Source organism: Streptomyces sp. NPDC030296 (assembly GCF_055572815.1).
The window spans coordinates 527,454-546,666 of the sequence record NZ_JBVICQ010000002.1 but is presented as its reverse complement, the minus strand read 5'-3'; the positions used below and the strand labels follow the sequence as shown (position 1 = coordinate 546,666).

General features: G+C 70.7%; 20 protein-coding genes. 5 read left to right on the top strand and 15 right to left on the bottom strand.

Annotated features, from left to right (window positions below):
• The first annotated feature begins 411 nt into the window (after positions 1 to 411).
• Positions 412 to 882 carry a hypothetical protein gene (locus ACZ4Z3_RS06410; protein WP_468499928.1) on the top strand — a complete coding sequence of 157 codons (471 nt, stop codon included), beginning with the start codon at positions 412 to 414 and terminating at the stop codon, positions 880 to 882.
• Positions 883 to 993: 111 nt separating this feature from the next.
• Here the strand turns inward: ACZ4Z3_RS06410 and ACZ4Z3_RS06405 are convergent, their stop codons facing one another.
• The 7 genes from ACZ4Z3_RS06405 to ACZ4Z3_RS06375 all read right to left on the bottom strand — a co-directional run bounded on the left by ACZ4Z3_RS06405 (position 994) and on the right by ACZ4Z3_RS06375 (position 8,710).
• A complete protein-coding gene (locus ACZ4Z3_RS06405) occupies positions 994 to 2,556 on the bottom strand; it encodes a DUF1996 domain-containing protein (RefSeq protein WP_468499927.1) in 1,563 nt (520 codons plus the stop codon).
• A gap of 204 nt (positions 2,557 to 2,760) precedes the next feature.
• Complete coding sequence (locus tag ACZ4Z3_RS06400) at positions 2,761 to 3,783, bottom strand: NAD-dependent epimerase/dehydratase family protein (RefSeq protein WP_468499926.1); 1,023 nt, start codon at positions 3,781 to 3,783, stop codon at positions 2,761 to 2,763.
• 116 nt (positions 3,784 to 3,899) lie between these two features.
• Positions 3,900 to 4,538, bottom strand: coding sequence for a winged helix-turn-helix domain-containing protein (locus ACZ4Z3_RS06395; protein ID WP_468499925.1), 639 nt, complete (start codon positions 4,536 to 4,538; stop codon positions 3,900 to 3,902).
• Between the two features lie 332 nt (positions 4,539 to 4,870).
• Positions 4,871 to 5,794 (bottom strand): DUF6891 domain-containing protein, encoded by a 924-nt coding sequence (locus tag ACZ4Z3_RS06390; protein ID WP_468500211.1) that lies wholly within the window; start codon positions 5,792 to 5,794, stop codon positions 4,871 to 4,873.
• Positions 5,795 to 5,954: 160 nt separating this feature from the next.
• On the bottom strand, positions 5,955 to 6,986 hold the full coding sequence (gene glnII / locus ACZ4Z3_RS06385; protein ID WP_468499924.1) for a glutamine synthetase: 1,032 nt from the start codon (positions 6,984 to 6,986) through the stop codon (positions 5,955 to 5,957).
• A 496-nt stretch (positions 6,987 to 7,482) separates the two neighbouring features.
• On the bottom strand, positions 7,483 to 8,223 hold the full coding sequence (locus tag ACZ4Z3_RS06380) for an RlpA-like double-psi beta-barrel domain-containing protein (RefSeq protein WP_468499923.1): 741 nt from the start codon (positions 8,221 to 8,223) through the stop codon (positions 7,483 to 7,485).
• 127 nt (positions 8,224 to 8,350) lie between these two features.
• Complete coding sequence (locus ACZ4Z3_RS06375) at positions 8,351 to 8,710, bottom strand: arsenate reductase family protein (RefSeq protein WP_468499922.1); 360 nt, start codon at positions 8,708 to 8,710, stop codon at positions 8,351 to 8,353.
• A gap of 205 nt (positions 8,711 to 8,915) precedes the next feature.
• On the opposite strand from ACZ4Z3_RS06375, the gene ACZ4Z3_RS06370 reads away from it, so the two are divergent.
• Together ACZ4Z3_RS06370 and ACZ4Z3_RS06365 are read left to right on the top strand one after the other, a co-directional pair.
• Positions 8,916 to 9,230 carry a hypothetical protein gene (locus ACZ4Z3_RS06370; RefSeq protein WP_099964905.1) on the top strand — a complete coding sequence of 105 codons (315 nt, stop codon included), beginning with the start codon at positions 8,916 to 8,918 and terminating at the stop codon, positions 9,228 to 9,230.
• A gap of 250 nt (positions 9,231 to 9,480) precedes the next feature.
• Positions 9,481 to 10,128, top strand: a complete 648-nt coding sequence (locus tag ACZ4Z3_RS06365; RefSeq protein WP_468499921.1) for a DUF4360 domain-containing protein — start codon at positions 9,481 to 9,483, stop codon at positions 10,126 to 10,128.
• 250 nt (positions 10,129 to 10,378) lie between these two features.
• Here the strand turns inward: ACZ4Z3_RS06365 and ACZ4Z3_RS06360 are convergent, their stop codons facing one another.
• Positions 10,379 to 11,572, bottom strand: a complete 1,194-nt coding sequence (locus ACZ4Z3_RS06360) for a winged helix DNA-binding domain-containing protein (RefSeq protein ID WP_468499920.1) — start codon at positions 11,570 to 11,572, stop codon at positions 10,379 to 10,381.
• Between the two features lie 226 nt (positions 11,573 to 11,798).
• Between ACZ4Z3_RS06360 and ACZ4Z3_RS06355 the strand changes: the two genes are divergently transcribed.
• Positions 11,799 to 12,083: a hypothetical protein gene (locus ACZ4Z3_RS06355; RefSeq protein WP_468499919.1), complete on the top strand. Its 285-nt coding sequence runs from the start codon at positions 11,799 to 11,801 to the stop codon at positions 12,081 to 12,083.
• Between the two features lie 21 nt (positions 12,084 to 12,104).
• Here ACZ4Z3_RS06355 and pspAB read toward each other — a convergent pair whose 3' ends face one another.
• The 4 genes from pspAB to glnA form a co-directional block, all read right to left on the bottom strand.
• Complete coding sequence (gene pspAB, locus ACZ4Z3_RS06350) at positions 12,105 to 12,710, bottom strand: PspA-associated protein PspAB (RefSeq protein ID WP_468499918.1); 606 nt, start codon at positions 12,708 to 12,710, stop codon at positions 12,105 to 12,107.
• A gap of 6 nt (positions 12,711 to 12,716) precedes the next feature.
• Positions 12,717 to 13,640, bottom strand: coding sequence for a zinc metalloprotease HtpX (gene htpX, locus ACZ4Z3_RS06345; protein ID WP_468499917.1), 924 nt, complete (start codon positions 13,638 to 13,640; stop codon positions 12,717 to 12,719).
• Between the two features lie 96 nt (positions 13,641 to 13,736).
• Positions 13,737 to 13,994: an SCO2583/SCO2584 N-terminal domain-containing protein gene (locus ACZ4Z3_RS06340; protein WP_055514749.1), complete on the bottom strand. Its 258-nt coding sequence runs from the start codon at positions 13,992 to 13,994 to the stop codon at positions 13,737 to 13,739.
• 510 nt (positions 13,995 to 14,504) lie between these two features.
• Positions 14,505 to 15,914: a type I glutamate--ammonia ligase gene (gene glnA, locus ACZ4Z3_RS06335; RefSeq protein WP_055514748.1), complete on the bottom strand. Its 1,410-nt coding sequence runs from the start codon at positions 15,912 to 15,914 to the stop codon at positions 14,505 to 14,507.
• 197 nt (positions 15,915 to 16,111) lie between these two features.
• Here glnA and ACZ4Z3_RS06330 point away from each other — a divergent pair, with 197 nt between their 5' ends.
• Positions 16,112 to 16,579, top strand: a complete 468-nt coding sequence (locus ACZ4Z3_RS06330) for an RDD family protein (RefSeq protein ID WP_468499916.1) — start codon at positions 16,112 to 16,114, stop codon at positions 16,577 to 16,579.
• A gap of 135 nt (positions 16,580 to 16,714) precedes the next feature.
• Here the strand turns inward: ACZ4Z3_RS06330 and ACZ4Z3_RS06325 are convergent, their stop codons facing one another.
• The 3 genes from ACZ4Z3_RS06325 to lipA all read right to left on the bottom strand — a co-directional run bounded on the left by ACZ4Z3_RS06325 (position 16,715) and on the right by lipA (position 19,213).
• The gene (locus tag ACZ4Z3_RS06325; protein WP_468499915.1) at positions 16,715 to 17,413 is read right to left on the bottom strand and encodes a DUF4191 domain-containing protein; all 699 of its coding nucleotides are present in this window, start codon (positions 17,411 to 17,413) and stop codon (positions 16,715 to 16,717) included.
• A gap of 284 nt (positions 17,414 to 17,697) precedes the next feature.
• The gene (locus ACZ4Z3_RS06320) at positions 17,698 to 17,901 is read right to left on the bottom strand and encodes an SCO2195 family GlnR-regulated protein (protein WP_468095800.1); all 204 of its coding nucleotides are present in this window, start codon (positions 17,899 to 17,901) and stop codon (positions 17,698 to 17,700) included.
• Positions 17,902 to 18,247: 346 nt separating this feature from the next.
• The gene (gene lipA, locus ACZ4Z3_RS06315) at positions 18,248 to 19,213 is read right to left on the bottom strand and encodes a lipoyl synthase (RefSeq protein WP_055537037.1); all 966 of its coding nucleotides are present in this window, start codon (positions 19,211 to 19,213) and stop codon (positions 18,248 to 18,250) included.

Genomic DNA, 19,213 nt, shown 5'->3' with positions numbered 1-19,213 from the left:
TGGTCACCTCGCCGCTCCGCCGGGGTGGGGCCGGGCGCCTAGCGGGTGGGGGTGCCGCTGTCCGTTGGCGGGTGCGGGTGGGTGGGGGTTCCTCGCGCGGTTCCCCGCGCCCCCGAACTGCCCGGCATGACGGGGCGGCAGCCGATTGAGCGCCGAGCGCGCGGGAGCCGTATCGAAGACGGGGCCCCGCCGGGGCTCTCCGCGGCGTGGGCCGGGGCCGACCATCCAGGAAGGCTCCGAGGCCGAAGGCACCGGCCGAGCCCAGCACCGTGCGTCGCGACGGACTGTTCATGTCCGTGTGCCCCCTGTGTCGACAGTGGCGGCACACTGACGGGGCGACCGTCCGTGAACAACGGTGCGCACGGAGCTGGCGCGTTCACGTCGCCGGAACGGACCCGGAGGTACGTACGAATGAGTGTGACGAGGAAGAGGCTCGCCGGGAGCGCGGTCGGCGCGGCCCTGGCCCTGCTGGCGCTGACCGGCTGCGGCTCGGGCGACGACGAGGCCGCGGCGGTTCCGAAGACGGCCACCGGGACGCTGGAGCACATCGCGGGCGAGGTGGGCTGCAAGCCCGACATGCAGACGGACGCCGACACGATCCGCCAGGCCCTGTGCACCAACAAGGACGGCGACTTCGACGGCAAGTTCGTCCTCGCGACCTTCGCCACCGACCGCGGCCAGGCGGAATGGCTCGCCGGCGCCAAGGACTACGGCGGCTACTACCTCGTCGGCCGCAAGTGGGTCGCCGTCGGCGAGAAGAAGACGGTCGCCGGGCTCCAGGGCACCCTCGGCGGGGATGTGCAGGAGGGCTCGGAGCACATGAACCCCGGCGGCAGCCACAACGACAGCGGCAGCCACGGCGGCGGCGGCCACAGCGGATAGCCGGGCGCCGCGCCCGCCTCCTCGACCGCGCGGGCCCGGCACACGGCACACACGAAAGCCGGCGGTGGGAATTCCCACCGCCGGCTTCGGTCGTTCAGGACCGCTTCGGTATCACGTGCAGTTCTGACCGTTGTTGATGCAGTTGACCATCTTGTTCATCGTGTTCTGGTTGAAGAAGTTGATGAAGTCGTTGTGGTCGGTGATCGGCTTGTGCAGGTTCTCCGGGAAGGAGTCGACCGCGTACGCGTTCTTCACCTGCCCGTTCTGGATCTGCGGGGCCGGGACGTTGTAGACCAGGCGGACCTGGAGCTGGGGGATCGCCTTGAAGCCGTTGGCGCAGCTGCCGTCACCCTTGACGAAGCTCACGTGGGTGCGGTGGTTGGCGCTGTCGATGTTCTTGCCGTCCCAGCAGCTCTGGAAGAAGGACGTCCGCACCACGGAGCTGCCCTGCGGGCAGATCGGGTACTTGTCCGTCACCACACGGTTCTCGAAGCCCGTGCAGCTCCAGTTGGTGTTGGCGTTGCCCAGGCCGTTCACGAACGCCTTCGCGTCACCGGTGATGATGCGCAGGGCCTGCGGCATCGCGACGACGGGGCCGCGCTTGTTGCCGACGAACTTCAGCTGGACCTGGTTCGGCTCGACGATCTTGCCGACGTTCTTGTCCTGGCCACCACCGGGCTTGCCCTGGTCGATGTCCTGCGTACCGTCCTGGATACGGATGACCGGCCAGAAGTACGACGACTTGTCGCCCTGGTTCTGGCAGGACGTCTGCGCGTTCGCCAGCTGCTGGTCGCTCGCGAAGGCGTTGTTGCTCTGGTTGCCGACGTAGTCGTGCTGGTGCTGGGCACCGTTGCTGACGCCGGGGGCCACGATCACGTTGTCCGAGTTGCGGAGCTCGTTCTTGTTGTTTCCGCAGTTCGTGGTGAAGGAGCCGCGCGAACCACCGTTGCCGTTCGCGGCGAGACCGTTGCCGTTCACGCCCTTCGGGCCGCCGTTGGGCTGGACCTGGTTGATGTTGATGAAGTCCCCGGCCACCGGGCCGTTGCCGCCCTGGCCCTGACCCTGGCCGTTGTTGCCCTGCTGGCCGCCCTGCTGGCCACCCTGGTTCTGACCGCCCTGCTGACCCTGGTTCTGGCCCTGCTGACCACCCTGCTGGCCGCCCTGCTGGCCACCCTGGTTCTGGGCGCCGCCGGCGTTGGTCTGCGCCTGGTCGGTCTTGCTCTGGCAGGCGGCGAGCTGCGCCATGCCCTGCGGAACCTGGCCGCCCACACGCCGGATGTTGATGCCGATCCGGTCGATGGTGGCCGACCGCTTGGACTTCAGCGGGCCGAGAATGGCGTTGTTGACGAAGTTGGCGTCCCGGGACTGAGCTTGGCGGGTCTCCGCCAGACGCTTGTAGGCCTCGGTGATCTGCCGGTCCAGCAGCGCCAGCTCCTTGGCGACTCCCGCGCGCGCCTGGCGGGGAACGTTCGTCAGCTTCTGGCCGACGTCCGGGCAGGCGATGGTGGCCACCTGGGCAGCGGCCAGCGTGGCGTTCGGCTTGGACTTCGACTCGCCTGCTGAGGCGTAGAAATTCGCCCAGACCAGACCGCCGCCCGCTACCGCGAGCGCCGCGGATGCGGCAATGGCCCGAACGGCCAGCGGCGAACGTCGTTTCCGTGTGTTGCGTCCCATGGAACTCCTCTGACTTCCTTGCGGGGCATCGAGGCGCCCGACAGGAGTGAAGCGGCTCCCTCAGATACGCGGTGAGTCCCAGGAGTGTTCAGCCGACTCACAAATTGATGAGAGATTCGTGTGGAGACCGGGTTTCAACACCCGCCGCGCGACTACGAGTTGTCGAGCGCTCACGGCGTGTGGAGCCTGGGGCCCGTCCACCACCTACGCGCCCAGCACCTTGGTCTCCACCTCCGGATCGAGCCCCACCACGGGCCGGTCGGGCCGCTGCGGGGCGACCCCGCCGAGGCTCAGCAACCACTCCCAGGTGTCCCGCACGGTCTCCTCGACGCCCCGGCACCGCAGCCCTTCCCGTACGGCACGGGAGACATCCCTGCGGTGCAGCGCCCCATGGAGGTCGCTGCCCTCCGGCACCCACACGGGCAACTGCGTCCACGGCTCGATCCCCGCCCGGAGCACCGCCTCCGCCGGAGTCCACCGCAGGTCCGCCGGTCCGCCCGTCACCCGCACACACGCGTCGAGGAGTTCCCCCATCGTCGTCGTCCCCGGCGGCCCGACGACGTCGTACGCCCCGCTCGCCCCCCGCTCCACGGCGTCGAGGACCCAGCCCGCCAGATCGCGGACGTCTATGTACTGCAGGGGGAGGTCACGCGGTCCGGGCGCCAGCACCGGCCCGCCCCGGGCGACCCGGCCCAGCCACCACGGCAGACGCCCGATGTTCTCGTACGGCCCGAGAATCAGCCCGGCCCGGACGAGGAGCGACCGGTCCGCGCCGAACGCCTCGACGGCGGCCAGCTCACCGCCCCGTTTGTCGCGGGCGTAGTCCGTCTGCCCGGCGTCCGCCGCCGCGCCCTCCACCACCGGCGCGCTCTCGTCGGACCCGGCGGCCGGCGGCCAGGCGTACACGGAGCAGCTCGACACATACACATACCGCCCGGCCGTACCGGCCAGCAGGCGGGCGGTGTCCCGGACGGCTCGCGGCGCCGCCGACCAGGTGTCGACGACGACATCCCACCCGCCCTCGCCGGAGGCGGTGACGGCGGCGGAGGCGTCGACGAGCGCCGCGAGCCCGTCCGGAGCGGTGCGGTCGCCCAGCAACGACCGCACCCCGGCGGGGGGTTCGTGCCGTCCCCGGTGGAAGACGGTCACCTCCCAGCCGCGGGCCAGCGCCGACTCCACGACGGCGCGACCCACGAACTCCGTACCACCCAGCATCAGAAGTCTCATAGGGCCGACTCTGCCCGCCGGGCGCCCGGTACGGAACGGTGCTCTGCTCTCAGAAGATTCGCCCGCCGTCGCCGCCCGGCCTCCGCGGCGTGCAGCCGGGCCGGGCGGAGCCGAGGTCAACGGGCCGGCGGCGGCGCGTACTTGTAGCCGACCCGCCGTACGGTCTGGATCGCCTGACGGAACTCGGCGCCCAGCTTGCGGCGCAGCCGGGCGATGTGGACGTCGACGGTCCGCCCGTCGCCCACATGCCCGTAGCCCCACACCGTGGTGACCAACTGGTCGCGGGTGTGGACCCGGTGGGGATGCGCGACGAGATGCGCGAGGAGTTCGAACTCCAGGTAGGTCAGGTCGAGGGGCCGCCCGTTCACCTGGGCGGTGCGCTGCACGGTGTCGACGCGGACCAGTTCGTCGCCGGACCCGGCGCCCGGCACGGCGGCCTCGGGGCCGCCCGCGCCGTCGGCGGGCCCCTCTCCCGCGACGGCGAACGGCAGCAACGGGGGCTGCTGGTCGGCCGGTACGAGGACCAGATAGCCGACCATCGGCGGCTGACCCGGAAGCGTGGGCAGGGTGTGCTGGGGCGCGGGCAGCCAGGTGGTGCCCGGCGGCAGGAAGTCCGCGACGTCGACCACCTCGTCCCGGCCCACGGCACGCAACCGGTGGCGGGGCGAACCGGTGGCGGAGGGCGCGGCGGCCGGGGCGGGCCCCGGGGCGGCGGTCAGGGTGGCGGCGGTCGAGAGGGAACGGGTGTTCGCCATGAGAGGTCAGCTCTTTCGCGCGAGAGGTTCGTCCGGGAAACCTCGGCGACCGAATTCGTGGTCGGCTCCGCCGAGGGACGTACGTCGTGTCGCGCCGACCGAAGGCCGGGGTGTGCGGCTTTAGAGGGCCGGCGCGTTCATCGCGCGGCAACACACCCGGTCGAAGTCGTGGTGCTGACGGGAAGGCCAGAAGGGCTCGAGGTCATGGCGACCCGTCGCGCGGCTGATCTGGAAGCTGGCCATGGCCCCATTGAAGCAGACACCGCCCCGCGAGAGGACCCCGCTCTCACTCCTCGGACGCGTCCCGAAAACCGCACGGATCGGTCAGCACCTCATCCCACCAGGCGTTTCCGCCAGTCCAGGGGCGTGACGGTGATGGCCTGGGAGGGATCTTCGTCCCACCGGGTGGACAGTCCCTCGGCCGCGAGGGCCGCCACGACCTCGTGCCCGACGGACGTCGTCGTGGCGGCCGCCCCGTCGAAACCGCCGTACAGCAGCATCAGTCCGTGTCCGGCGGCCGCGCCCTCGGTGCACTGGCTGTGGAAGAACACGAAGCCCCGGTCGCCGTCGGTGCTCTCGCCGCCTATCTCGCTGATGCCGCAGGTGCGGCAGCAGGTGAAGTTCTCCCGGGCGGTGATCCCGGCGGCCCGAAGTGCCGTGAACGCGCGGGTGATCCGCTCGGGGTCGGTGGTGCCCTCCCAGGTCTCCTGCTCCGCGAGCCGCTCCGTCCACAGCCGGTCCACGAGCCGACGGGCCTGCGCGGGGGAGACGGGCCGGTCGTCGCCGTCGACCAGGTACTCCTCGGCGGCCTCGGTGAGCCGCGCCCGGTCGTCGTACCCGCAGGCCAGCAGCTCCCGTACCCGCTCCTCGATCTGTTCCCGTACCGCGTCCGGGAGTTCCGGCACGTCCACGGGCGGGTCGTGGTCGAGCGGGGTCCAGTCGATGCCGCTGTCCCAGCCGTCCGCCCGCCGCGCCCAGCCGGTCATCGCCTCGGCGACCCGCTCCCGGTCGGCGAGGACCGTCCCGAAGAACCGGTCGCGGCCCTCCCGGTGCTCCAGCTGGTACTCCCCGCTGCCGTGCTCGTGCCACACCTGGACGAAGACGTCCGGCACGTCCGGGATCCTCTGCACGACCAGGAACCGGTCGTCCGCGCCGCCGATCCGGTCCACCAGCTCCCGCAGCCCCCCGGCCGTGATCCGGGCGTGCTCCTGCCAGTTCTCCGTCTTCACCTTGATGGCAAGGCCGTCCGTCGCCAAGCCGTCCGAGGCCAGGCTGTGCGTTGCCAGGCCGTCCGCGGCCGTGCCGCCCCCGTCGATCGTCATGCGCTCACCCTCGCACGCCCCACCGACAACGCCGGAGGGCGCCCACCGCGAACGGTGGACGCCCTCCGGGACGCTTCGCGCGGGGCGCGGCCGATCAGACCTGGCCGGCCTTCTCCAGTGCCGAGCAGCAGGTGTCGACGAGGAGCCGCGTCACGACGTACGGGTCGACGTTGGCGTTCGGGCGGCGGTCCTCGATGTAGCCCTTGCCGTCCTTCTCGACCTGCCACGGGATACGGACCGAGGCGCCACGGTTGGAGACACCGTAGGAGTACTCGTTCCACGGGGCGGTCTCGTGCAGGCCCGTCAGGCGGTCGTCGATGCCGGCGCCGTAGTTCTTGACGTGGTCGAGCGGCTTCGAGCCCTCGCCCAGCGACTCGCACGCGGTGATGATCGCGTCGTAGCCCTCGCGCATCGCCTTCGTGGAGAAGTTGGTGTGCGCGCCGGCGCCGTTCCAGTCACCCTTGGCCGGCTTGGGGTCGAGGGTGGCGGCGACGTCGAAGTCCTCGGCGGTGCGGTAGAGCAGCCAGCGGGCCACCCACAGCTGGTCGGAGACCTCCAGCGGGGCCAGCGGGCCGACCTGGAACTCCCACTGGCCGGGCATGACCTCGGCGTTGATGCCGGAGATGCCGAGACCGGCGGCCAGGCAGTTCTCCAGGTGGGCCTCGACGATGTCACGGCCGAAGATCTCGTCGGCGCCGACACCGCAGTAGTAGCCGCCCTGGGGGGCCGGGAAGCCGCCCTTGGGGAAGCCGAGCGGGGTGCCGTCCTGGAAGAAGGTGTACTCCTGCTCGATGCCGAAGATCGGCTCCTGCGAGGCGAACTTCTCGGCGACCTCACGCAGCGCGGCACGGGTGTTGGACTCGTGCGGGGTGAAGTCGATGTTCAGGACCTCGCACAGGACGAGGACGTCGTCGCCGCCGCGGATCGGGTCGGGGCAGGTGAAGACCGGCTTGAGCACACGGTCCGAGGAGTGCCCCTCGGCCTGGTTCGTGGAGGACCCGTCGAAGCCCCAGATCGGCAGCGCGTCCAGACCGGCGGGCTCACCCGCGATGATCTTGGTCTTGGAGCGGAGCTTGGCCGTCGGCTCGGTGCCGTCGATCCAGATGTACTCAGCCTTGAAGGTCACGGGACACATCCTTCGGGGTGGGTCACTAGGCGCATGTGCGGGTGCTGCGGCGCTGCGGCACTGAAACGCCGCGCTGATGCCGGGCAGCCTGCCAACATGCGATTTCCCGATCATTGCTCGCATGTGAACCCCGTGTTACCGGGCGTCGCTGTGGTGCGGTTCACGCCCCCGGAGCACCGACGACCTTCCCTGGAGGTGTTCGCACCAGCGACGCGTCGGCCGCGCCCCGAGCCGTATGCGAAGGGAGCGGTCGGCGGGTCACGGCACAATCGCCCTTCTTTCCCAGTTCGATCGCGTCCTCGTCGACGGACGTCGGTCGGATGCTTCCCGTTCCGGTTCGCGAATCAGGCACACTGCGGATCGCGTTCGAACCGGTGTCGGAAGGCCGGCCACCCCCTCCGTACGGTGGCCGACCTCCCGACCCGGCTCGGCGGGACCCACGACGGGCCGGCCCCGCTGCTCCCTGGCGGCAACAGCGGGGCCGGTGACCGTCGTTCTAGCCGACCTTCTCGATCAGCGCCCGGCGGATCAGGAACTTGCCGGGCTCCCGGACCTGCTCGAACGCGGAGTTGTTCAGCAGGACACAGCTGCCGGAGACCGAGGTGACCTCCACGGTCGTGGACTTGTTGTTGTCCAGGTTGGTCACCTTCAGCTTCGTTCCGGCCGGGAACTGGTTGCTGGACGCGGCCGGGGCGCCGCCCTCACCGGAGAGCGTGACGGTGGACCCGTTGCAGACCTGCTGGCCGCCCCCGGCACCGCCGTCGCCACCCGCGTTGTCGGCACCGCCGTCGCCGCCCGCGTTTCCGGCACCTCCGGCGTTCCCCGCGTCCCCGGCGCCGCCCGCGTTCCCGGCGGCCTCGTCGCCCTGGGGGTCCTGAGCCGACCCCCCGGTCTCCGCGCCGCCGGGCTGCGCGGGCTGTGCCGCCTGGGAGCCCTGAGCCGACTCCCCTACGACACAGCCGGACGCTTCCTGCTGCACCTTGATCTGCTTGATCACGGCCTCGCGGTTGGCGATCCGCGCCTCGGACTGCGCGTCCGGGGTGGCCCGCTGACCGTCGATGAACTTCTGGTTGTTGCCGAGCGCGGTGGCGAGACCCTGACAGACGCTGGAATCCGCCGCGGTCTGCGCCGCGTTCGAGGTGGCCGCCATGGTGAAGGCCCCACCACCCGCCACCGCCGCCGCGCTGACGAAAAGCGCGATCTTCTTCTTCGTACTGAGAGTTCTCCTGCGCGACATTCGCGCCTCCTGAGAGGTAGGGGAGCGTACGCCGCTATGTACGAGATACCGAACGAGGTTACTCAACGGTTACGGCAGTCTCCGAAGTAACCTGCGTCACACATGAGTCGGGTCGGTCGAGGGCCGCCTACCGCGACAGCGCGTCCCGTACGGCCTCCTCCGTGCGGGCGACGACCGCCGCACCGTCCTCCGCGGTGATGATGGGCCGCTGGATCAGCTTCGGGTGCTCGGCGAGGGCCGCGATCCACCGGTCGCGCGTGGCCGCGTCCCGCGCCCACTCCTTGAGGCCGAGTTGCTTCGCGGCGGCCTCCTGGGTGCGGGTGATGTCCCACGGTTCGAGCCCGAGCCGGTCGAGGACCTCACGGATCTCGTCCTCGCTCGGGACGTCCTCCAGATAGCGGCGGACGGTGTAGTCGGCACCCTCCGCGTCGAGCAGGCTGATGGCGCTGCGGCACTTGGAACAGGCCGGGTTGATCCAGATCTCCATGGCCCCACCGTAGCCAACCGCTCCCGGCCCGCCGGAAGGTGTTCCGAGGCCCCCGAAAACCCGTGTTCCATCCCTGTCACAGAACCGCTCAAAGGCCTTCTGGCCAGGGGCGATTGTCAGTGGGGGGTAGTAAAATAGAAGCAGTGTTCGAGGGTTGCCGACGGGGGATTTCCGGCGGCGCCCAGACCGCGACAGGAGGATGTCCGTGCCCGCTGCCGCACTGAAGTCGAAGCCGCTGCCCACCCAGTCAACCGTCAAGCATCCCGTCCTGCTCGACCTGCCGTACGAGCCCGTCGTGAAGCACACGCTGCCGCCGGGCCGTCCGCGGGAGTGGTACATCACGCACAACCGGCGTCTGAAGGCGATGCGTCTCGCCATCGCCCTGCTGGACTCCGGTGTCTACATGCCGAACCAGGCGCGCAACGAGACGATCCGCACCACCGCCGAGGTGATCGGTGTGCACCCGCCGTCGGACACCACGTGCCACATGGTCCGGGCGCTGATGCGGTACTGCCGCTGACGCCGGCCCACTGGTCGGGCCTTCCGGTGCCGTCCGCCCCTCGGGGTGGGCGGCACCGGTGCGTTGGGGCCGGGGCCGAAGGAGGAGGGCGATCTCCGGCCGCCAGGGTTGGCCGGAGATCGCCCTAGCCGTGCCCGTCAGGGGTCCATACGATGCGGTCGCCCCGCAGCCTTCACAGCTCTTTCACAGGTGTGCGGGGACGTCGCGCATGTCTATTGACATGTGCATGCCTATGATGGGAGAACCCCCCATGGTTCGTGGTCTCCTCCTGGGCGGCGCCGTCGCCGCCCTGTTCGCCGGAGCGCTTCCCGCGCACGCGACGGATCCCTTCGACAACCCGCCGCCGGACAAGATCATCATCAAGGTCGCCACGGTGAACGGCTCCGGCTGTCCCCAGGGCACGACGGCGGTCGCCGTCGCCCCGGACAACACCGCGTTCACCGTGACCTACAGCGAGTACCTCGCCCAGGTCGGCGGGGGCGCGCCCTCCACGGCGTTCCGCAAGAACTGCCAGCTCAACCTGAGAGTTCATGTACCGGGCGGCTTCACGTACGCCATCGCGAGCGTCGACTACCGAGGCTTCGCCTCACTCCAGCGCGGCGCCAACGGCACGCAGAAGGCCTCGTACTACTTCCAGGGCTCTCCGGACACGGCCTCCCGCACCCACGGCTTCAACGGCCCGTACGAGGACAACTGGCAGGCCACGGACGAGACCGACTGGGCCCAGCTGGTGTGGGCGCCGTGCGGTGTCGAACGCAACTTCAACATCAACACGGAGCTGCGGGTCAACCGGGGTTCGTCGCCGGCGAGCAGCACGAGCTTCATGACGATGGACTCGACGGACGGGGACATCAGCACGATCTACCACTTGGCGTGGAAGGAGTGCCCGCCCAAGTGAGCCGGGGGTGCCGGGGGCCGCTTCTTTTGGGGCGCCCGGCACCGCGGTCGGTGTGGGGGCGGGTTTGCCGGGTGCGGGTCCGTGGGGGCTGGTCGCGCGGTTCCCCGCGCCCCTGAAGGTACGGGCGTACGGCCCGCCCTTCAGCTGAAAAGCACGGGGCCGCAGGCCCCTGCTTTTCAGGGGCGCGGGGAACCGCGCGAGAAACCACGACGCACCCGCACCCGCCGAACCCACCCTCACCCCCGAGTCATTAGGCGCCCTGCCCGCCCAACTCCTTCTCCAGCGGCGTCCGAAAGCGCGGCGTGACCCGCGTCTCGCCCACCCACGCCCGCAACCGCTCGGCCTCCTCGGCGATCGCCCCGCGAGCCTCCGCACCGATCCCCTCCGTCGTGAGCAGGCGCCACACGATCTCGCCGTCCGCCCGCTGGGCCCAGCCGCCGACCACGCGGCCGTTCCACCACACCGTCGGCCCCACGTTGCCGCTGCGGTCGAACAGGGCGGGCAGCAGTTCCGGCGCCAGATACCAGTCGCGGTCCCGCCAGCCCATCGCGGTGGGGTCGAGGGCCGGCAGCAGGGCGGCCCACGGCCCGGCCGGGGCGGCGACCGGCTCCTCGTCCCCGGCGACCACGTACCCCGTGCCCTCGTCCAGCGTCACCGCCCGCGCCCCGATCGCCGTGAGCGCCCGGCGGACCTCCGTGACCCGCCAGCGCGTCCACCACTTCAGGTCGGCCTCGGTCGCCGGACCGCACGCCGCCAGCCACCGCCCGAGGAGCGACGCCTGGGCCTCCGCCACATCCAGCTCGGGGTGCGCGGGGGCCACGGCCCACCGGAACTGGCTCGACGTCCACGAACCGAGCGGCCGGCCCCGCACCACCCGGCCCTCCACGCCCAGCACCCTCAGCAGCCGCGTCGAGACGGTGTGCGTCCCCTCGTAGGGTTTTCCGGCCGCGTACACGAAGCGTTCCCTCAACCGGGGCTCGTCCTCGGCCAGTTCCGCCGCCGTCGCCTGGCCACGCCGGGCCAGCGCGGCGAGCGCCGACTCCTCGACCTCCTTCAGCCAGGCCGCGTCCGGGGCCCCGGCCGCCGCCATGTCCTTCAGCAGCGCGGCCCGTTCCCTCGCGGCGACCGTGATGCCGGTCGAGGCGTGCACCACGGCGGTAAGACCGGCGGGGAACACGAACACGGTGTGCCGCATGCCGTGCATCCGCACCAGGGTCCGGTCCGTGTACAGCGCCCGCTCGGTCTCGGCCACGGTCCGCGCCGGCTCGGCGAGCCGCGCGCCCACCGCGAGGTACACCGTCGCCGGGTCCGAGCCGTGCAGCGCCACCAGCGAGTCGGCGACCTCCTCCGGCCGCGCCGCCCGCACGGATCCGGCCAATCGCTGCCCCGCCGCGAGCCGCGCCCGCCGCTCGGCCACTCCGACGTACCGCCGTGCGTCCCCCATGCCGCCGCCTCCACCCGAACATCAGTCGTCCCGTCCGCCCAATCCTCCCGGACACCACTGACAATCACCCCTCCGAAGGCGTCCGCACGCCCCACCGCCCCCGATATTCGGATGCGGGCGGATCGGCCCGCCCAGCATCCTGGACGGGCGCAGCCGAGCGTCCGGCACCGGACCGTGCGGGACGGGCATCGCTGCCACCACCCACGCACACCCAAGGAGGCCCGCCATGGGCACCTTGATCCTTTCGGCGACCGCGGTCCTGGTCGTCCTCGGTTTCTCGAACGAACTGCTCTGGCTCGCCGCGGTCGGGCTGCTCTACCTGTACATCCGCCACGGCCGCACCCGCGGTGGCTCGGCGGCGTCGTCGCCGTCGTCGAGCGGCGGCGCACAGCCCGCCTCCTACCGGGCCTACCGCGAGCGCCGTGACCAGCAGGCGAAGTGGGAGCGCCGCTACCGCCGTGAGCGGCCCTTCGAGGCCCGTCGGCAGGAGCGGCAGAAGAGCGGCAAGTAACGAGCCCGTGCCCCGGGGCGGTCACAGCCCCGGGGCACCCCAGAGGGGGAACCAGCGGCCCAGATCGGGCTCGATCCGCAGGTCCCCCGCGAGGACCGCCCTGACCCGCAGCTCCAGCGCGTTGTCCCGTCGGCCCGCCTCACGCGCCTCACCCGGCAGCGGCGCGAACGGATAGAACGTGCCGCGCTTGTAGAGGTAGACGAGCCCCAGCCGCCGCTCCCCGTCCTCGCCGCCCCGGAACCCGACCACCGAGCACAGCAGCTGCGGCCCGAACCCGCCGCCCTCCAAGGCGCTGTTGACCGTGTGCAGATCCCCCACCAGGTCCGGCAGCTCCTGCGGCCTCCGCCGGGAGACGAGCCACGAGTACCCGTACTCGTCCCGTACGGCCTCGACACCCGCCGCACCCCGCTCCGCGTCCGCGTCGACGTCGAGCAGCGCCCGCACCTCCCGCCGTACGTCGTCGAAGGCCGCGCCCTCGACCGACGCGAAGCACACCGCGCCGGTCCCGGTCGGGGTGAGGGAGGCGGCGGCCTCCAGGGTCACCGCGGCTGAGGGAAGGGCGAACAGCCGGTCCAGGTCCGGCGGCACCGGTTTCGTACGGCCGAGGAGCACGTCCAGCAGCCCCATGGCGGTTCAGGCCGCCTTCCCCGGTCCGGACGCGGGGGTCTCACCCAGCTCCACGGAGATCCTGCCCAGCTGGTCGAGCCGCTGCTCCAGGGGCGGGTGGGTGGCGAAGAAGCGGGCCAGGTGCGGGTGGTCGCCCAGGGCGGGGGTGAAGTAGAAGGCGTTGAAGGCCTGCGAGGTCCGCAGGTCCCGGGTGGGGATCCGCGCCATGTCGCCGGTGACCTTGGTCAGCGCGGCGGCGAGCGCCGAGGGCCGCCCGGTGAGCAGGGCGCCCGCCCGGTCGGCGGCCAGCTCCCGGTACCGGGACAGGACACGGATCAGCAGGAAGCTCAGCACGTACACGGCGGCCGCCACCCCCATCACCACGCTGAACACGACGGCGGTGTTCTGGTCCCGGCGCCCGCCGAACATGTGCGAGTGGAACGCGAACCGTACGACCAGCCCCGCCAGCACCCCGAGGAACGAGGCGACCGTCATCACGGCGACATCGCGGTGCGCGACATGCGACAGCTCGTGCGCGAGCACGCCCTCCAGCTCGTCCGTCTCCAGCCTTCTGAGCAGCCCGGTCGTCACGCACACCACCGCGTGATCGGCGTTCCGCCCGGTCGCGAACGCGTTGGGCATGTCCATGTCCGCCACCGCGACCCGAGGCTTCGGGACGTCCGCGACCGCGCACAACCGGTCCACCACGCCGTGCAGCCGCGGATACTCCTCGGCCTCCACGATCCGCCCGCGCATGGCGTACAGGGCGACCCGGTCGGAGTACCAGTACTGCGCCCCCAGGAGAAGGCCCGCGGCCACCACGACCAGCACCCATGACTTCAGCAAGGCGATCAACGCGGCCGCGAACAGCACGTACAACAGCCCGAGCAGGAACAACGTGATCGTCATCCGCGTGGTCAGCCGGGGATCACTCCGGAACCGGTTCGACATCCGTACCACCCCGCACTCAGGCAGGCACCCGTCCCGCCTTCCATTGTGCGCTGGGGCGGCGGCCGCGGCTCCGGGGGCCGGCGGCGGTGGACGGGCTCAGTACGAGGACCGGTAGTTGAGGTAGCCGATCACCGCGATCAGCCCGGCCACACAGCCGAACACCACGAGCGTCGACACCCACGACGAGCGGCGCGGTGCGCGCGGGCCGGGATCGGCGCGGAAGGGCTGCGGCGCGGGCGGATTCTCCTTCCAGCGCGCGGCGAGCATCCGGGCTCGCGCGGAGGGCTCCTTGTGCTCGGCGTTGTCCGCCCACCTGAGGTCGAACTCCCGCTCGCTGTCGTCCTGTTCGGGCATCCCCGTGTCTCCCCCGTAGTCCATCGAACAGTCGTGCAGGAAACCATACGACGGTGCCCCCGCCCTGGAAAGCCGGAACCGAGACGCCGGCCGAACGGTACGCGCTGAGCCATCTCGGGATGGCGAGCAGCCGGGGGCCCACCTCTGCCTGCTGCATGCTGAATGGCGGCGTGCGACCAGGAGGGCGCAGGGGGGCGGGTGCAGTGCGACTGCTGTCGAACAGGAGTAGACGTAGGGGTAGCACCACAAGACCGCGCGGCGCCGTCCGGAACGGACTTCCCAGCCCGAATGCGCCGATCGTCGACGTCGGGTGCGGGCGCGGGTTTGCGGGGCGTGGTGTCGGATGCGCCTCGCTGTTCACTCGCGGGAGCGGAAGGCGCTGGACAGAACCGATCGCGGATGGCGGCCCCGAAACAGGCCGTCGGCCGTGCCCTTCCGGCGAGGAAGAACACGGCCGACGGCCCACACACGGCCCAGGGGAGCGGAAGCCCGCTCCGACCTGGGGCGATATCACACGTCGAAGTAGAGCTCGAACTCGTGCGGGTGGGGACGCAGCTGGAGCGGCGCGATCTCGTTGGCGCGCTTGTAGTCGATCCACGTCTCGATCAGGTCCGGCGTGAAGACGTCGCCCTGGAGGAGGAACTCGTGGTCGCGCTCGAGGGAGTCGAGGACGGCCGGGAGGGAGGTCGGGACCTGCGGGACGCCCGCGTGCTCCTCGGGGGCGAGCTCGTAGAGGTCCTTGTCGATCGGCTCGGCCGGCTCGATCTTGTTCTTGATGCCGTCGAGGCCCGCGAGCAGCAGCGCTGAGAAGGCCAGGTACGGGTTGCCGGAGGAGTCGGGCGCGCGGAACTCGACACGCTTGGCCTTCGGGTTCGAACCCGTGATCGGGATACGCATGGCCGCGGAGCGGTTGCGCTGCGAGTACACCAGGTTGACCGGGGCCTCGAAGCCCGGCACCAGACGGTGGTACGAGTTCACCGTCGGGTTGGTGAAGGCCAGCAGCGACGGGGCGTGCTTGAGGATGCCGCCGATGTAGTAGCGGGCGGTGTCCGACAGGCCCGCGTAACCGGCCTCGTCGTAGAAGAGCGGGGAGCCGCCCGACCACAGCGACTGGTGGACGTGCATGCCCGAGCCGTTGTCACCGAAGATCGGCTTCGGCATGAAGGTCGCGGTCTTGCCGTTGCGCCAGGCCACGTTCTTCACGATGTACTTGAAGAGCTGGAGGTCGTCGGCCGCGGCGAGCAGCGTGTTGAACTTGTAGTTGATCTCGGCCTGGCCGGCGGTGCCCACCTCGTGGTGCTGGCGCTCGACCTGGAGACCGGACTTGGCCAGCTCCAGCGAGATCTCGGCACGCAGGTCGGCGAAGTGGTCGACCGGCGGGGTCGGGAAGTAGCCGCCCTTGTAGCGGACCTTGTAGCCGCGGTTGTCCTCCAGCGCACCGGTGTTCCAGGCGCCCGCCTCGGAGTCGATGTGGTAGAAGGACTCGTTCTCCGAGGTCTTGAAGCGCACGCTGTCGAACACGTAGAACTCGGCCTCGGGGCCGAAGTACGCGGTGTCGGCGATGCCGGTGGACGCGAGGTACGCCTCGGCCTTCTTCGCCACGTTGCGCGGGTCACGGGAGTACTGCTCGCCCGTGATCGGGTCGTGGATGAAGAAGTTGACGTTGACCGTCTTGTCGCGGCGGAACGGGTCGACGCGCGCGGTGGACAGGTCGGCACGGAGCGCCATGTCGGACTCGTGGATGGCCTGGAAGCCGCGGATCGAGGAGCCGTCGAAGGCCAGCTCCTCGGCCGGGTCGAAGGCCTCGGCCGGGATCGTGAAGTGCTGCATCACGCCCGGCAGGTCGCAGAAGCGGACGTCGATGAACTTGACGTCCTCGTCCGCGATGAACTTCTTGGCCTCGTCGGCGTTCTGGAACATCCAGCTCCTCCTACTCCCGACCATCCCGCCGGGGTGGTAGTTCGTTCGTGCGGCCAGTGCGGTGGCACACGCTGCTCTCGACCCTAGGGACGGGTGATTTCTCGTACGTGACCCATTTGTTTCGCACAAGTTAACCGGACATCCCGTACCTGACCCCACCTGTCCGAATGGCAGAACGGTCGCAGTACGGTGTTCGAGTGGACAAGAGGCAAGCAATCGGATCGTGGCTCTCCGGCCCCCGCGCGGCCGCCGAGGACGCGGGTGTCGACTTCGGTTACCGGGGCGAGCAGCTCGGTCTGCCGGAGCACGGGCCTGGCTCCATCGCCCGCCCGGGCCGCCGTCTCGGGGCGCTGGCCGTCGACTGGGGGCTGTGCCTCTTGATCGCATACGGCCTGATCACCGACGGCTACGACCAGGCCACCAGCAACTGGGCCCTGCTCATCTTCTTCCTGCTCCACGTCCTCACCCTGGGCACGGTGGGCTTCACCCCCGGCAAGCGTCTCTTCGGCCTCCGGGTGATCGCCCAGGACACCGGCGCGGTGAACCCGTGGCGCGCCCTCGTCCGCAGCGTCCTGCTCTGCCTCGCCATCCCCGCCCTCGTCTGGGACCGCGACGGCCGCGGCCTCCACGACCGCCTGGCGCGGACGGTGGAGGTACGGATCTAGCACCGCCGCGTACGAGCGCCCGAGACGTACGAGGACGCCCGAGACGCATGGACCCGCCACGCACGAGAAGGGGGCGCCCGGAGATTCCGGGCGCCCCCTTCGTCGTACGAGGAGAGTGGTGTCAGTCGGGGGAGGTCAGCGCATCTTCCCGCCGCGCGGCATGCGCATGCCCTTGGGCATCGGGCCCTTGGGGAGCGGCATGTTGCTCATCAGGTCGCCCATGGCGCGGAGCCGGTCGTTGGTGGCGGTCACCTGGGGGCCGGACAGGACGCGGGGCAGCTTCAGCATGGTCGTGCGGAGCTTCTTCAGCTCGACCTGGCCCTCGCCGGTGCCCACGATCAGGTCGTGCACCGGCACGTCCACCACGATCCGGGCCATCTTCCTCTTCTCGGCGGCCAGCAGGCTCTTCACCCGGTTCGGGTTGCCCTCGGCGACCAGGACGATGCCGGCCTTGCCGACGGCCCGGTGGACCACGTCCTGGTTGCGGTTCATCGCCACCGCCGGGGTGGTCGTCCAGCCTCGGCCCACGTTGTCCAGCACCGCCGCGGCGGCACCCGGCTGGCCCTCCATCTGCCCGAACGCGGCCCGCTCGGCCCGCCGTCCGAAGACGATCGCCGTCGCGAGGAAGGCGAGCAGGAGGCCCAGGATGCCGAGATAGATGGGGTGACCGATCAAGAAACCGATCGCGAGGAAGACACCGAAGGTGATGATTCCGACAGCCGCGAGTACAAGACCGATCTTCTTGTCGGCCCTGCGGGTCATCTTGTACGTCAGAGCGATCTGCTTGAGTCGCCCGGGGTTCGCAGCGTCCGCTGCGGGTTCCTTCCTCGCCATGGCACGAAGTCTACGTGTCCGGGGAAGCGAGGACGACGGCGGTGCCGGTGGGGTCCGGTGACCGGCGACGACGCGGGGGGAGCGGCGCCGGGCGGCGGCGGTGCCTCGGTGGTGCCTCGGGTGGTGCGGGGTCGTGCCTGAGCGGCCGCGGTGCGCGGCCTCGACGGCCACGGTGCGGCGCCTGAGCGGTCGCGGTGCGGATCGCGGTCGAGCCTTCGGGCGGTCGGCTCGTCCCCCGCTCAAGGGGCCGTGGGTGGCCGGGGTGGTGCGTCAGCCGTGGTGCGTCACGAGGTGCGCGTGGAGACGGCGGCCTCGAGAACGCGCTCGGCCTCGACGCGGTCCTTGGCGCGGCGGCGGTCCTCCAGGACGGAGGTCCAGGCGTTGCGGCGGGCGGTGCGCTGGCCGCTGCTGAGGAGCAGCGACTCGACGGCACGGAGTGCATCGGTGAACGACGGGATCGCCGTGGCGCGAACGGGCGCGGCCTGCATGATGAGGTCCCCCCTAGGGATCGGGTGAGCGGGCTGGGTCTGTACCGGGCGTGAAACCAGGGTCACTGATTGGTGTTACCAGGGCGTGACCGACCGGTCAAACGCCCATGAAGCCTGGATTGGCGGCGCTCAAACGCCGACGCGGCCCTGACGGTGCCCCCATCTGGGAGAACGGTCAGGGCCGCGGACAATTGGCCATTACTGGCCAGTAGGTTCTTGTGCTCAGATTCACACGTTTGCCTGGCACTCCGTGCCACTCGACTGGCCGTACGGCGTGTCGGCGCAGCACCGCCGGGAGACGGCCCCCGGGGGCCCGGAGCCGAGCCCGCAGGCCGGGGGGAGACGGTCAGACGGCCTGCGACGCGACGTAGGTGCCGCGCTTCTCGACCGCCATCTGGTACAGCCGGCCGGCGCGGTACGAGGAGCGGACCAGCGGGCCGGACATCACTCCGGAGAAGCCGATCTCCTCGGCCTCCTCCTTCAGCTCCACGAACTCGTGCGGCTTGACCCAGCGCTCCACGGGGTGGTGCCGGACGCTCGGCCGCAGGTACTGGGTGATGGTCACCAGCTCGCAGCCCGCGTCGTGCAGCTGCTTGAGTGCCTCGCTGACCTCCTCGCGGGTCTCGCCCATGCCGAGGATCAGATTGGACTTGGTGACCAGGCCGTAGTCGCGGGCCTCGGTGATGACCTTCAGGGAGCGCTCGTAGCGGAAGCCGGGGCGGATGCGCTTGAAGATGCGGGGGACGGTCTCGACGTTGTGCGCGAAGACCTCGGGGCGGGAGGCGAAGACCTCCTGCAGCAGCTCCGGTACGGCGTTGAAGTCCGGGGCGAGCAGCTCGACCTTGGTGTGGCCGCCCTCGCGGCCGGCGGTCTGCTGGTGGATCTGGCGGACCGTCTCCGCGTACAGCCAGGCGCCGCCGTCGGGGAGGTCGTCGCGGGCGACGCCGGTGATGGTGGCGTAGTTCAGGTCCATGGTGACCACGGACTCGCCGACGCGGCGGGGCTCGTCACGGTCGAGCGCCTCGGGCTTGCCGGTGTCGATCTGGCAGAAGTCGCAGCGGCGGGTGCACTGGTCGCCGCCGATGAGGAAGGTCGCCTCGCGGTCCTCCCAGCACTCGTAGATGTTGGGACAGCCGGCTTCCTGGCAGACCGTGTGCAGGCCCTCGCTCTTCACGAGCTTCTGCATCGCGGTGTACTCGGGACCCATTTTCGCCCGGGTCTTGATCCACTCGGGCTTGCGCTCGATGGGGGTCTGGCTGTTGCGGACCTCCAGGCGCAGCATCTTGCGTCCGTCGGGTGAGACTGCGGACAC